Source organism: Bacillus sp. AK031 (assembly GCF_053903065.1).
The window spans coordinates 362,605-377,407 of record NZ_CP096424.1 but is presented as its reverse complement, the minus strand read 5'-3'; the positions used below and the strand labels follow the sequence as shown (position 1 = coordinate 377,407).

At 37.5% G+C, this 14,803-nt stretch carries 10 protein-coding genes; 4 read left to right on the top strand and 6 right to left on the bottom strand.

What is annotated here, in order from left to right:
* Positions 1-351: 351 nt before the first annotated feature.
* The 4 genes from M1E09_RS01775 to M1E09_RS01760 form a co-directional block, all read right to left on the bottom strand.
* Positions 352-723, bottom strand: coding sequence for a hypothetical protein (locus tag M1E09_RS01775; protein ID WP_456273196.1), 372 nt, complete (start codon positions 721-723; stop codon positions 352-354).
* 402 nt (positions 724-1,125) lie between these two features.
* The gene (locus M1E09_RS01770) at positions 1,126-5,445 is read right to left on the bottom strand and encodes a S8 family serine peptidase (RefSeq protein WP_456273195.1); all 4,320 of its coding nucleotides are present in this window, start codon (positions 5,443-5,445) and stop codon (positions 1,126-1,128) included.
* Between the two features lie 1,514 nt (positions 5,446-6,959).
* A complete protein-coding gene (locus M1E09_RS01765; protein WP_456273194.1) occupies positions 6,960-7,244 on the bottom strand; it encodes a nuclease-related domain-containing protein in 285 nt (94 codons plus the stop codon).
* 33 nt (positions 7,245-7,277) lie between these two features.
* On the bottom strand, positions 7,278-7,418 hold the full coding sequence (locus M1E09_RS01760) for a hypothetical protein (protein WP_456273193.1): 141 nt from the start codon (positions 7,416-7,418) through the stop codon (positions 7,278-7,280).
* Positions 7,419-7,990: 572 nt separating this feature from the next.
* Between M1E09_RS01760 and istA (M1E09_RS01755) the strand changes: the two genes are divergently transcribed.
* Genes istA (M1E09_RS01755) through M1E09_RS01745 form a run of 3 tightly spaced genes read left to right on the top strand, consistent with a single transcriptional unit; the run spans position 7,991 to position 10,487 of the window.
* Positions 7,991-9,538: an IS21 family transposase gene (gene istA, locus M1E09_RS01755; protein ID WP_456273192.1), complete on the top strand. Its 1,548-nt coding sequence runs from the start codon at positions 7,991-7,993 to the stop codon at positions 9,536-9,538.
* A complete protein-coding gene (istB, locus tag M1E09_RS01750) occupies positions 9,535-10,290 on the top strand; it encodes an IS21-like element helper ATPase IstB (RefSeq protein WP_456274868.1) in 756 nt (251 codons plus the stop codon). Before istA (M1E09_RS01755) ends, istB (M1E09_RS01750) begins: the two co-directional genes overlap by 4 nt.
* Positions 10,287-10,487 carry a hypothetical protein gene (locus M1E09_RS01745; RefSeq protein WP_456273191.1) on the top strand — a complete coding sequence of 67 codons (201 nt, stop codon included), beginning with the start codon at positions 10,287-10,289 and terminating at the stop codon, positions 10,485-10,487. The genes istB (M1E09_RS01750) and M1E09_RS01745 overlap by 4 nt, the downstream gene beginning before the upstream one ends.
* Positions 10,488-10,942: 455 nt before the next feature.
* On the opposite strand, the gene istB (M1E09_RS01740) is transcribed toward M1E09_RS01745, so the two are convergent.
* Together istB (M1E09_RS01740) and istA (M1E09_RS01735) are read right to left on the bottom strand one after the other, a co-directional pair.
* On the bottom strand, positions 10,943-11,707 hold the full coding sequence (gene istB, locus M1E09_RS01740) for an IS21-like element helper ATPase IstB (RefSeq protein WP_456273190.1): 765 nt from the start codon (positions 11,705-11,707) through the stop codon (positions 10,943-10,945).
* Positions 11,704-13,278 carry an IS21 family transposase gene (gene istA, locus M1E09_RS01735; RefSeq protein WP_456273189.1) on the bottom strand — a complete coding sequence of 525 codons (1,575 nt, stop codon included), beginning with the start codon at positions 13,276-13,278 and terminating at the stop codon, positions 11,704-11,706. The genes istB (M1E09_RS01740) and istA (M1E09_RS01735) overlap by 4 nt, the downstream gene beginning before the upstream one ends.
* Before the next feature lie 273 nt (positions 13,279-13,551).
* Between istA (M1E09_RS01735) and M1E09_RS01730 the strand changes: the two genes are divergently transcribed.
* A complete protein-coding gene (locus M1E09_RS01730; protein ID WP_456273188.1) occupies positions 13,552-14,307 on the top strand; it encodes a transposase in 756 nt (251 codons plus the stop codon).
* Positions 14,308-14,803 lie beyond the last annotated feature (496 nt).

Here is a 14,803-nt window from a genome sequence, read left to right as displayed (position 1 = left end):
GTTGGTTATCCAGCCCTGGCTAAGAAGACACCTGCTCTGGAAAAGCTGGTGTCTTCTTTTATTTTGGCTGTGTTAAAGATAATGTTGTTTTTAATAAGCCTATTTAGGTAGTGCTGCATGATTTCCGCTCCAGGTGCAATCAACCTTAGTATGCTACTTAAAATACAACATTGATTTTATAATCAGATTTCAGGATGTTCAGACAATAACTAACAGAAGTTGAATTAGAGAAATCCACTCTGTTAACCAATGGATACTTTTAAACTAAATAATAACATCATTAACTAACAAACCCTTTATTTTGTGTAAAACATAAAAAAATCCCCTTCCATAATAGGAAAGGGAGTATTGTTATTCTGTGACTTCAATGTTTTTAAGAATATTTTGGCCTGCCTCGTTTTCGTAAAACTCCACTGTTACGCTGCTGCCTTCAGGTACAGTATTAAAGTCCACTTCTGCCTCCATCGTCTGGAGTATGTAGATCTCTTCAGCTGTTTTGAATTCAATCGACTGAGGATCTACCTGACCGACAAATGTACCATCCAATGTAATTGTTTCCTCTTCACTCTGAACACTTTCTGTTTTTTCTTCTGCGTCGTCATCTACACTTGCAATTTCATTTGTTTCACTGGAGTTTTCATTTCCAGCTCCTTCATTATTGCTTCCGCAGGCTGTAAGCATCAAGGTAAGCAGTACGAAGAATGTAAGATTAAGTAATTTCAAGAAGAATCACCTCTGCTTTTAAATGATTTCTACTAATTATATCGGCTTGTGTATGCAATTGTTAATAAATCGGAAAAGAATAATTCGTTTGTGTAGTAGGCATCAATTCTATCTATTATCAGTTCCCCTATAGAGACTATAAACCCAAGGAATTGCCTATTCCCTTCCTGTAAAATAGCTCTTTCTAAAGAGAGGAATTCCAGAAATATTCCCCCTATAGACTCAAGAATATTCTGATAATAGATGCTATGATGAGGATACGGTAAGATTTTGGTTGGTCTACCAACCTTGATCTAAGAAAGACACTGGCCCTGGAAAAGCCAGTGTCTTTTTCTATGGAAAATAGACGAAAAAGGACACCTATCTTATTTGATAGGTGTCCTTTTTCTTATAGCTTTTAGATCACTTAAAGCGATCGTCCAAAATTCTTGCTAAGAACATCGCAAATTGAGAGCGAGTGATCTTATCTTGAGGTTTGAACGTATTATCATCATATCCTGTCGTGATGCCATTAGCTGCTAGTGTATCGATATAACCTGCAGCCCAATAGCCTGCTGGAACATCTTTAAATGATGATTTTGCTGAACCTTCAAGATCATATGCTTCAACCAGGATCTTAGCCATTTGAGCACGAGTCAACGTACCCCATACGTTAAATTTGCCTTCATCGTTACCAGTCATGATTCCTTCATCAGCAACGGTAGCAATGACGTCGTATCCATAGTCCCCAGGTTTAACGTCTTTCAAGTTAGGGTTTGGACGGTTAGAAGTATCCAGGTCCAATGCACGAACGATCATTTGTGCAGCTTGGATTCTGGAGATTTCGTCAGCAACTCCGAATTCACCACTGTCATAGCCATTGATGATTCCTCTAACATTCAATGCTTCGATAGCATCTTTTGCCCAGAATGTGCTGTAAAGATCATTAAATGATTTTGGTGCTTTAGTTGTTTTATAGATTGTAATATTTTTAACTGTTGTATTACCAGCTAAATCAACAAGTTTCAATTCAAACTCATTTGCACCATCTTGTAATTGAACTTCTTCAGTCAGAGATTTGTTATGAGTTTCCATAACGTATGGCTCTAATAATTCTTTAAAGTATTTTTCACTGCCATCAAGGTAGAATCTCATCTCACTGAAATTATCAGTTAAGTTAATACCAAGGTTAACTGAATCTTTATCAGTATAGAATGGAGCATCTACTTCTAATACAGGTTTTGCAGAATCGATGAATACTTTTCTCAAGAAGGAGATTTCATTTCCTTCAGAGTCAGTTCCAATGAAACGGATTTCCTGTACGCCGTCAGACTTGAATTCAACAGTAGTATTGAACTCATAACGTTTTTCAGTTGTGTTCCAAGTAAGAGTCGTATCCTTACCGTTGATTGTCAGTTTCTCAACAGAAGATGAATCAGTGACATATCCTCTAACAGCTACAATTCTTTCACTGCTGATTCCAAGTGCTGCTGGAGCAGTTGCAATAACGAAAGGAATAGTAGTGTCTTCGCCTACTGTGTCAGCAGCTGTGTTTCCTGCCCAGTCTACAGCAACGACTTTCACGAATTTAGCGTCCTTTACACCTTCAAGGACATATTCTGTTTGGTCTGAAGCCAATGGTTTTTCCAATACACTCTTGCCATCTACAAGAATATCAAAATGAGAAACTCCTACACCTTGATCTTCTGCAGTCCAAGAAACAGTTTTCATATCAGCATCATAAGAAGCTGTTACAGAAGGGTTTTTCGTATCGATATAGAATGGGATCAGCTTAGACTGCCAAACAGCATCTGTATAATCGATCACAGACTCAATTTCATAGTAGTACATACCGTCTTCCAGTACATTACCTTTGAACTTACCATCCCAAGCAGCGCCTGTGAAGTCAGTATGTTTTGCTCCTGCTCCGCCGTCATAGTAATGTTTACGTACTTGATTTTGAGTGCGAAGAGTCAGGATCTCATCTTCATTTCCATCCAGAACCTTGAACTTCACATGCTCGGCATTTCTCAAGAAAGATAGAGAAGGAAGAACGACATCTTGTACTCCGTCTCCGTTTGGAGAAATCGCAACCTTATCACCGAAAGCTTCTTCTGAAACTGGGTTAGTTCCTAAGAAATGATATTCATTTCCTTCTGGAGAAACAAGTCCTGTTTCATTATAGAAAGAATTGTCTTCATAGATTGTTTCATCAACGATTGGAGCCTGATCCCAGTCACCGTTGAAACCTACGTACGGTACTGTTAATTCAGGGTTGACATCGTTAACGTCAGTGAAAGTTACGAAACCTTCTACGAAGTATCCATTTTCAAAAATTTCTTCTAGTGGAGCATTGTAATACCAGTCAACACCATCAGTCAAATCAACTGTTACTTCAACCTCAACTGTTTCATTGGCAGGTACCAGAACAACATACTCTCCATTTACTTCACTTCCGTTTTCAGAAGTAATGTCAATTGGATATTCTCCCAAATAAGGAGCATCACCTGTAATAGTACCTTCTTTGAAGATACCACCTGTTTCAACTAAGTTGGCACCTTCCTCAACTAAATCAGTTTGCACTGTACCACTAGTTTTATAAACAGTATTTTTATCGCTGTAGTTTGTTAATTCAAGTTTGAAAGTAGCACTATTGTCTATTTCCTTTAGTGCGACCTTACCAATTCCGGATTCTGATTCAACCGCTACAACCGGAGTACTCATCGCAGCATGAAGATCCATTAGCCCAGAACCTTGACGGCGTGGTGAATACGGAATTCCAACTTGATAGTAATCGTTGTATAGACCTGTATCCATTTGCGGCTTGGAAGTATTCATAAGAATATTCTTTGCCATATTGACTCTTTCTGAACCAGAAAGTCCAAAATCTTCATCTACTCTTTGCATAACAAGTGCTGATCCACCAGCAACGTGAGGAGCTGCCATAGAAGTACCACTCATCAACCCGTACTGATCATCATTTAAAGTTGATAAAATATTACCACCTGGTGCAGTGATTTCAGGTTTGAAATCTAAATTCGGTGTAACTCCCCATGAAGTGAATGCAGAGAGACTTGTATGTTCAGGATTTAGTGAAGTAACCTTTTCTCCCTGGAAAGCAATTTCTACTTTTTTACCTTCATCAAGAGCAGCTTTTAACTCCTCTCCCGTCGATTTTAAAATCGCTAATTGAGGAATTGTGATTTCTGCACTTGATGCCATGCTGATATATCCTGAGACATTATTATAGATAATAACCCCAACTGCTCCACGCTCTTGGGCATTTAACGTCTTATCTACGAATGCAGATTCTCCACGTTGGATAAATGCAATCTTCCCTTCAAGATCTACACCCTCAAAGTCATTTGCATCAGGTGCGACATCTGAATCACCAGGAACCCTACCCAAGCCGGCGTCTACAATTTCAAAGTAACCTTCTCCTAATGAACTAGGATCGACAGAGCTCGCAGATAGGAACGCTACAGCTTCACTATCTTCTCCATCAATCTTGACATTGAAGCCATCCAAATCAAGGTATTCATTCTCAAAAGAAGCAACCTGTAATGATTCACCAGCAAGTCCAGGAGCTCCGACTAACCCGATATCAGGGTTGCTAGCATATGGATTGGCATGGCCAGAACCAAATCTGTCAGAGTTACCTGCAGAGATTGCCATCATTACACCATTTTCAACTGCTCTTGCCACTGCTTTTTGCTCAGGATCTTCAGGAGATACGAAGCTCGCTGTAGAACCTAAACTCATGTTGATAACATCAGCACCAAGAATAATTGCTTCATCAATTGCTTTTACATAGATATCACTCCATGTAGAAGGCATTTCAGGATCATTTCCAAATACTTTCATTCCCAGAATTTGCGCTTCTGGAGCTACACCTTTAAGACCACCGTTCTCTTCATCACCGTTGGCACCAACAGTACCGGCAACGTGCATACCATGCATGCTTGCGTCTGGACCGATGTCAAGAATCTGATTGTTTTGGTCTGCATAGTTGTATGCATATGGAACCTTTTCAGTGTAATATTTCCCTAAAAGGTTCTTTTCATCAACCATTTCTTCAACAGCCTGCTGAGATAATTCAGGTTCAGTATCCTCACTCAACACCATATCGCGGTGAGAAGGGTCGATTCCTGTATCAATAACAGCTACTGTCATACCTTCACCTTCATAGCCATAGTCCTGCCAAGTCTGCTGTGCATTGACAAGTTCTTTACTATAAAGCATTTCAGGCTCTTCTTCAGGTCTTTCATACTCATGAGAAACATAAACATTTTCTACATTTGAAAGACTTTTGATGACTTCGATGGATTTGTATGTAACCTCACCACTGAATCCATTTACAACAGTAGTAAAGCTTTCTTTGTACTCCATCGGAATAGCAGCCTTCTTAATGTCCAGCTTTACTTTAGATTGAGCATCAAGTGCCTTATTTCTTAATTCCTGTTTACTAGATTCAGATAGATCACTGTAACTCTTTCCTGTACTTTGTGCAGCGAACATTGCCGGTTCATCTTTTAACTCGACGATGACACGGACTTTGTCCCCTGGGTTGTACTCCTCGTCCCCACCTTGCTTAGCAAACGACTTAACCAGCGACTTTTCTGCCTTCTGGCTGTTTTCCAGCAAACTCTTACCGACAGCTGCACTGGCAGCACCCATGGCAACGTTGCCAAAGGCCAGCAAGAAGATTACCAGACCTAAGAAGATCTTTTTGAAATTCTTCACCTACTAAATACCCCCTAAAAGATTATTGTTATTTTATACAAATTTAGGACTATTTGCATAAAATTCACACTTTTATTGTAATTTAAATTTTCAGATTAGTCAATTTTGGGTTTGTTTGAAATTTATTGATATTAAGCCTTTAACTCTAGAAAATCTGGCGTTTAAATTTATGAAAAATCAAGTATTAATTGATGTAGTATCCATAAAATACCTTCGAAACTGGTTTCCTTAATAACTCTCGGTATCTACCTCTAAAAGAGAAATCAATCTTTTGCTTTTTCTGATTTACTTAAATGGGCAAGAACCCGGTATTATATTACCCCTTTCAGAGTATATTTCCAATCTCAAAGGACAGCTAATTACTTAGTGCAAACTATTACCGTATTTTAGTTCAAAATATTTAAAATGTAGTAGAAAGAAGCTGATAATTCTTTAATAATGAAGGGAGTTAATTAAAAGGGGACTAAGCCAATGTCAAACCAAATATCAATCATCATCCTAACTGCAATTTTAACTGCCATAGCTAATATTTTTTTTCTCTTTTATTCGCGAAAGAATGATATCTTCATATAAGTATGTAGAGGATACTCTTCGTGTAATATATACCCATACTTGATATTATGCATCAGGGATACTATCCAGGAGATGGCTATAATGGACTTACCCTGTAACAAATTTCCGATATAAAGGAAGTACTTGATAATAAGAAAGAACTGGTTTAGCCTAAAATAGAATATATCGTTGAAGGTTATATAGAAGATATGGTTCATCAACACTATTAGGAGATTAAAGCTCCATATCACTTGGATGATTACTATGACCTGAACAGGAAGTTTTATTTGGGTATAACAGAATTAGAAGATCATTAGGATTGCCTTATGATCTTAAGTACATTAACAAGGTAAATTACAGAATATATCACTTGTTTATTCCCGTTAAGCATAATTTTTAGCGGGTAATACTCTAAATACAACTCCTCCAAATATTGGTATTAAGATAATGATCCCAAAAAACAGGTAGATGCTATGTGAGTCCAATACAAATCAATATAAAGATAAAAAGCCAATTAACATTATTCCTGAAATAGTACTGGATATAGATTTTCTCTGACTCTTAGACACTTGATTACTCCCTCGCCATAAATTTACAGGCTTTTTAACTTTAACCTACATTTTTGGGGTGTTAGTAACAAAAAAATTTTCCCTCAAATCTTTTAACAGAATCACAATAACGCTTTACCTTTTCTGAAACAGAAGTACCACATACAGAACACTTATATTCATTGATATCTTTAGAAGCAGTTGTTTGGTCCTTCAATTTTAGCTATATGCTTTTCTCGTATAATAGGATAAGTAATGTTGGCCTTCAAAAACGTGTCATAGATATTTTTCATTTCTTCTTGAGATATAAGTGGTTGTTTATGAATCAATTTAAGAACGATACTTTCCTATTTATATACTCAGTCAGTTGAAGATCGTAAAGTACAACTTCATCTGATTTGACATCCCGAATCTCTAAATCCACTTTAAGACTACATCTCTTGGTAAAGGTGACAAAGGAATAGAACTATCTTGGTATTCTGGTTTTACCAGTTTTTTTAGAGCTTGTATATGACCATAATTTTGCTTCAAAGGATTCAACATCTTGAATTTCCCATTAATTAACCAGTTCTTTCTGTCTTTTCCGCCATATATAGTTCCCTGGTAATTCTTTGTCTCAATAACAATAATGCCATAAGGGATAATGATAGCATGGTCAATTTGTGAGTAACCTGATCTTGAATGGGAATTCTTAATCATTAGATCACTTATGCAAAGATGGTCCTTGGGCAACTAGACCAATTGAATATCAATTTTATACTCGCCCAACTCTCCCTTTCTAGTTGCTAATTTATCTGAATGAGTATTCTGTTTATTCTGTAACTGCTGGTTTTGTTCTTTCTCACCCAGAAACCTCTTTAATATCTTAAACATTAAGAATTGCCTCCTTGGTTCATACTATTCCTTCTTTTGTTATATCGGTATATATACAGAGTGATAAATAGTCAACGAGGAATAAAGGGAAACTCTTACAGAAAAACAATTCACAAAATTCGTTTTTCCTATGCTTAATTTAAGTTTTCCCAAAGCTTGGATGGCAATAAAATTAGGTTACCGACAAAAAATCTACAGCTTTCGTAAGTTGTAAACTTTATTTGATTCACATTCTTACTAAACTTGTCTTTTACCACCAAATTAAAATTAGAAAAGCTTTTAGCGACTTCTCACTGCAGAGCTTTACATACCTTTCAGCCAGAACCTGTCCCTTTGTCCTTCATTATTTTACTATCTAGCTACTAATCTTCGACAAAATTTGTATGGTGTGATTACAATTGATTATTGCAGTTGAAATGAGCCACTTATGCGGAGTTTTGAGCCAGTCATTGCGGAGAAAAGAGCCACCCTTTGCGGAATGCGTTGCCACTATAAATAGAATAGAGAAAGGCCTCCTGTATAATTATCTTGCATGCCATCAAGCATGACATTATTATACAGGAGGCTTTTTTATGGTTAATTACCGTAAGATTTTGGAACTTCACTTTGAAGAAGTCAGTCAAAGAACGATTAGTTCAAGCACTGGGCATTCAAGGAATACAGTTTCAGATGTCGTTCAACGTGCCAAAGAACTGGGTGTAGAAAGCTTGAATGACACCATGACCAATCCATGGCTAGAAGCGTTTCTCTTCCCAGAGAAACAGGCTGTCGAGAAAGGGTACTTCCCAATTGATTGGGAAAGAGTGCATAAGGAACTACAAAAGAAGAATGTAACCCTCTCCCTACTGCATCACGAGTACTCGACAGAGGCACGTGAAGGTGGAAAGATCCCCTATGCCTATCGTACTTTTTGTGAGAACTATGGGAAATATGCGAAAAAGTATAAATTGACAATGCCTATTCGAAGAAAACCAGGTGAAGTCATGGAAGTTGATTGGGCTGGAACTACACTGAAAATATATGATCGTTCAACGGGAGAAACGCTTCCGGCGTATGTTTTTATTGCGACCTTACCTTATAGTCAGTTCAGTTATGTTGAAGCCTTTTTAGATATGAAATCAGCTAATTGGCTTATTGCTCATATTCATGCATTGGAGTATTTTGATGGAGTTCCTGAAACAATGGTTCCTGATAATTTGAAAACAGGGGTTACGAAAGCACATCGTGAAGAGCCTCTTCTAAATGAAGCCTATCGTGAAATGGCAGATTACTACCGTACTGTCATTGTTCCAAGCCGTGTTCGAAGGCCAAAAGATAAAGCAAGTGTCGAAGGCACTGTTGGATATATTTCCAGGCAGATTATCGCTCCATTAAGAAACTATCAGTGTTTTCATCTTCAAGATTTAAACCAGAAAATCTTTGAAAAGTTAGAGGAAATCAACACCACTGAATTTCAAAAGCGACCAGGTTCTCGTAAAAAGGTGTTTGAGGAAGAAGAGAAATCCTACCTTCAACAGCTTCCTCAAACAAGGTATAAACTTGCGGAATGGAAAACAGCAAAAGTTCAACTGAACTACCACATCCAAGTTGATCGAATGTATTATTCCGTTCCATATGATTATGTCCGAGAGAATGTCGATGTTCGACTGACCACGGATTTAATTGAAGTTTACTTCAAAGAAGTCCGGATTGCATCCCATAAACGACAACATGGTGAAATTGGCCAGTTAGAGACCAATCCAGACCATATGCCTGACAATCACCGATTATATTTAGATCATAATCCAGAAAATAACCGAAAGTGGGCAGAAACAATTGGACCATCTATGACCCAATTTGTCTCTCATATCTTAGAAATGAATGTAGAGAAAAAAGCATTAAATAGCCTTAGCACACTGAGGAATATAGCTAAGAAATACCCAAATGAAGAAATAGAGAAAGCGACAGAAACTTTACTAGAAATTTCAACAAACCCAACGGTTTCTGTCTTTAAAAGTGTAGTAGAAAGAAATAAAAAGAAAAAACAAACTAAAAAAACGGATATTAATAGACCTCGCACTACATCTGACGACTATGGATTTGTCCGTGGAGCTAAATACTTTGGGAGGGATACAAAATAATGAACCAAGAAACTTTACGTAAACTAGTAGAAATGAAAATGGGTGCGATGGCGGAATTATATCAGCAGCAAAAGCAGAATAATGATTATAGGGACATGGATTTTGATGATAGGTTCAATCTCCTGGTAGATTATGAATATGATAGACGTAAATCGAATCGACTTGAACGACTAATTAAACAGGCTACACTCAGCGAACCAACAGCAGCTATTGAAGATATCGAATATCATCCGGATCGTAATTTAGATAAGAATCAAATACTAGAGTTAGCAACAGGAAATTACCTTCAAAATCACCATAACATCATTTTAATGGGCGCCTCTGGGAACGGAAAGACGTGGATATCCAATGCCTTTGGGGTACATGCATGTCGCCAATTTTATAAAGTGAAATATATAAGGTTACCAGAATTACTAGATGAATTAGCTGTAGCAAAGTATGAAGCAGATGGCAGCTTCCGTAAGTTAATTCAGAAGTACAAAAAGATTGATTTATTAATCCTCGATGAGTGGCTACTAACAGAGCTGTCAGAGGAAAATGTACTTCATGTGTTGGAGATTATTGAAGCAAGGCTCAAAAGAGCCTCTACTATATTCTGTTCTCAATTTTCACCAGAGGGATGGCATTCCAAACTGGGACAGGCACAAATAGCAGATGCGATTCTTGACAGAATCGTTCATGATTCATATAAGATTCTAGTTGATGGTGAAGTTTCGATGAGGGAACGCCATGGATTGCGGATATTAAAATGATTCCGCCAGCAGTTGAAAACCGTATAGCTAAATATTTTCTGCATATGTATTTACCTGATAAGGTACAGCAGGCTGTAGAGGAAAAACTATTACCCTCATGCATTTGGAACGATGAAGAGGATATAAATCAGGATGAATTAGTTCGTTGGGCTATTGAGATTATTGATCAGGAATTGAGAGATAAGAGATTCAAATAATAATATAAACAACCATTGGAGCGAGTGAAGTTCCAGTGGTTGTTTATATTATTAGCTACATTAATAAGAGTGGCTCTCACCCCCGCACTTAATGGCTCAGTTGGCCGCAAATAGTGGCTCAAATCTACGCACTGATGGCTCAATCTGTCCGCAATACTCATACAATGATGATAGACATATCTACAAGATTTGGGGAGAGGATTTATTTGTATCTTATTCGTTCAGTCTATAGTTGCATGAAAGAATGGCTGAGTTACCTTGCTCAGTTTCTGAAACTTCATCTAAAATCATCAAACGAAATTAAATTGGAAAATATCGCTCTACGTAGTCAATTAGCATTATATGCTCAACGATTTGAAAAGGAAAACCTAGCGAAGCCAAGGCCGACACAAGGCTTTCGCCAGCTTCTTGTATTCCTCTGTGACCGTCAAGTAGAATGATACAATTTTTGCTGATTAATTTGAGACACTTTGTTCACCAAAAATCGTTTTTCTATGTTTCATTCTCCAACTATCATCATTTAAATGAACTATTTCCACTCGATGTAATATCCGGTCCAGTATAGCTGTCGTGATGGCTTGATCGCCCAATAGCTCACCCCATTCTTTGGGTCCTTTATTAGATGTTAGTATAATCGAGGATTGATTATAAAGGTTGTTAATGAGGTGGAAGAACATATTAGCTTCCTGTTTATCCATTGCCATAAACATCAAATCATCAATGATAACCAAATCTGCCTCTCTAATTCGCTTCATTCTTGTTTTGGATTTCCTCGTTATTTCTTCTGTCTTTAATGCCTGAATTAGATCTCCCATAGTGGTAAAGATCACTTTATATCCCTGGTTTAAAGCTTCAATTCCAAGACCTATCGAAAGATGGGTCTTACCGACACCTGGCGGTCCTAGAAAAATGATATTATATAGCTGTTCAATCCAAGTTAAATCTTTTAACTGGTTCAACTTCTTACTGCTCAAAGACTTTTGCTCTTTCACGTTATACTCATCCACTGTTCTATGGAAGGGAAACGTTGCCCACTTAAATCGCCTTTCCAGCTGCTTTTCATCTCTGCGTTTTTGTTCATAGGTTGCTACATCTAGTAGAAACTGAGTAAAGGACAAATCCCTTTTCTCAGCTTCTCTTATTAACTCTGGCAATCGATCAGCTGTTTCAGCTAACCGAAGGGATCTAAATATATCTTGGACCTCCTGAAGCTGATTCAACTTTGATCACCTTCTTCCAATAAGGCAGTATAGGTATCGACATTTCTCTTTTGTGCTTCTGTTTCTATAATCCAACCGGATATGCTATTTAATGGTGAAACAGTCTCAGCTTTGTCGTTTGTTGTATCATGAACCTGGCGTTGTCGCTTGAGGTATAAAATGATATCGCTGAAATCTGTTGCACTATATAAGTTTCTCTTGATACATTCCGAGAGGGCTGCTGTTAGGAGCTGCTCGTTATTTTGTTTTGTTTCTTTTAGTATCATTTGTAACTGATCACGAATATACCGTGGGTACTTCTCACGAAGTTTATCCAAGTAATCGTAGGCCGTTTCTGTTTCTTCGAATCGGTTCGCCACAGTATCAATGAATGCATCAATTCCTTTTGTGCGATCTCTTGTATGCTTTCTGTCTTTAATTAATTGTCCTTTACCATCTGGAATCTGATGCTTGGCCAGGAGTTCTCCTGTCTCAGAGTGATAGATTAATAGTTCTCTGTCTTTTGTTTCTTTTATTGAGACAGTTTCATTCATATGAAAAGTTCCAAGTGGAAGGGAGTACCTATTGGATAAATACCGTATGGTATTGTCCTTATGGACGCTTCTTGTTATACTATTTTCATGATTGTTTAGGAAATTAATGTTTCCTGAGACTGGTCTTAAGTGTTGCTTTTCCAAGGAGAACACTTCGACCGGTCTTTTTTTTGTTGTGTTATGGATTTTTCTATTACCTGTACGGTTTAACCATTCCCATCCTTGCTCATTCCAGGAATCAATATTATTGAACACTCTATACTTGGCGAAATTGTACTTAATAAATCCTACAACGTTTTCTATTTTCCCTTTGCTTTCTGGATCGGCTTTCCTACAAACCCGAAGGTTTAATTTGCGAGTTTGTTTATAGTGCTGGAACTCTTTCGTTAAAATGAGATCACCGCCATTCTCGCTCACCACAATTAAGCTATCCTGATCATACACGAGTTCTCCTGGAATCCCACTAAACCATTGAAAGGCATTTTCATGAGCTTGAATGACATCTTGAGTTGTAAAGGGGCGATCTAACCACTCTTTATATTTGTATCTCGAGTTAGATAGCACAAAGGCAATAAAGTTAAGCTTTACTTCTTTATTACCAGACGTTTTTTGCTTGGTGTGCCCAAAGTCAACTTGGATCTGTTCCCCCATTGGTGAATCCGGAATTGCTTCATAATCCCTTGGTGAAGATTCCTTAGCTATTTTATATTCAACTCTTAGCTCCCTTACGTAAGCACGGACTGTACTTTCACCCACTTCAAGTTGTTCCTTATACCTTTCCATCAACCAATCTTCTACTTGTGCTGCTGAAAGATCAGGATGTTCCCTTAACCAATTCAAGATTAACTCTTTATAAGGATCCAACTTTTTCTTTCTTGTTTGTAAGGATTCAACCCATTCTGCCATCTCCGAAGGAGATTTCTTAAGGTGACGATATACAGTCGCCCTGGACACCCCCAGCTTATCTGCTACTTTTGTTTTACTGAATCCTTTCTTGAGTAACTGCTGTATTTCCATATACATTTCCCACTTATCCACCTTTTCTCAGCCCTCCAATGATTTAAGAATCAAACCATCATCATACAATGGAAGGGCCTTATATTTTACTGGTATATTAGGGTAAATAAGTGTTTCATCTTATCTAGCAAAAACTGTCTACTTTAGTTTAGCAGTCACATCCTCTCAATGCACTTAGAAAATTGGAAAGAAGTCTTAATTATAGTAAAACCAGATACGGTCATTAGATGGCATCGAACAGCTTTCAAATTCTTTTGGAAACAAAAGTCGAAAAAAATAGGACGGCCCACGATATTGCCAGCAACAGTTCGTTTGATTAAAAGAGTACATAAAGAGAATCCCTTGTTATCACCTGAGAAAATCCGTGAAAGACTTCTGATTCTAGGAATTGAAACCCCTCCTGCACCAAACACCATTGCAAAATACCTTCCTAGCACACGTAAGAAACCTTCTGACAAACAGATTCAATCATGGAAGACATTTTTGAAAAACCATCAACATGAAATATGGGCAACTGACTTCTTTACGATTCCCACACTAACTTTTAATGTGTTGTATGTACTGGTCATTATTCATCACCAAACTCGTAAAATCATCCATTTCAATGTCACCACTAACCCTACCGCCAAATGGACGATTCAACAATTCAGGAATGCAACACCCTATGGGAAGGTCCCGCACTATCTGATTCATGACAATGATCCAATCTTTTGCTCCAAAGCATTTCAAGCCTTTTTAACTTCATCGGACATAACATCCAAGAAAACGGCTTACCGTTCTCCGTGGCAAAATTCCTATGCTGAAAGAGTCATTGGCACGATTAAAAGAGAGTTAATAGACCAAGTAATCCCTTTAAACGAGCAACACACGTATCGTCTCCTTAGAGAATATATCAACCATTATTACAATACTGACCGCACTCATCAAGGCATACATGGGCAAACACCGGTTCCTACGCCTAAGCACCTGCCTGTGAAAGCAGCAGATATTAAGTTAAAAGCAACTCCTGTTTTGAATGGACTCTATCATACATACAAACGGATTGCTTAATCTCACATTTATAGAATAAAGGTTAGCCTTTTTAAAACAGATTTATTAAGGCTTTTTTGTCATGGTAAATTTTAACATGTATTCTCTTCATTATCACAAGCAGTTCCAATTCATCTTATTTATCAACTATTTCCTGAGAAAATGTAAAAAAAGAAGTCCACCCAAGGAATTTTCGAGTGAAATCTCCTCGGATGGACTTTTTGAAGGCGACAACCTTTAACATTTATGGACTTCCTTGCATAACCAATTGAAGTTTTAGTCATAGTTAACCAAACCTTTGAAATTTTTGTTACTCAAGTAAAAAAAGAAAGTTAACTAGTTTAACATGTAACTACTTTCGATGATTGATTAGGTAAAGGGTAAAATAGTTACAGTTAACTCGGTTTTCACCTCCATGTTTACAAGTTAAGTAAACTAGAAAGCATAACTAGTAAACAGTTAATATAACCAGTTATCTTAACTGGGACTTAACTAAAAAGCATACCCTTCGCCGGGT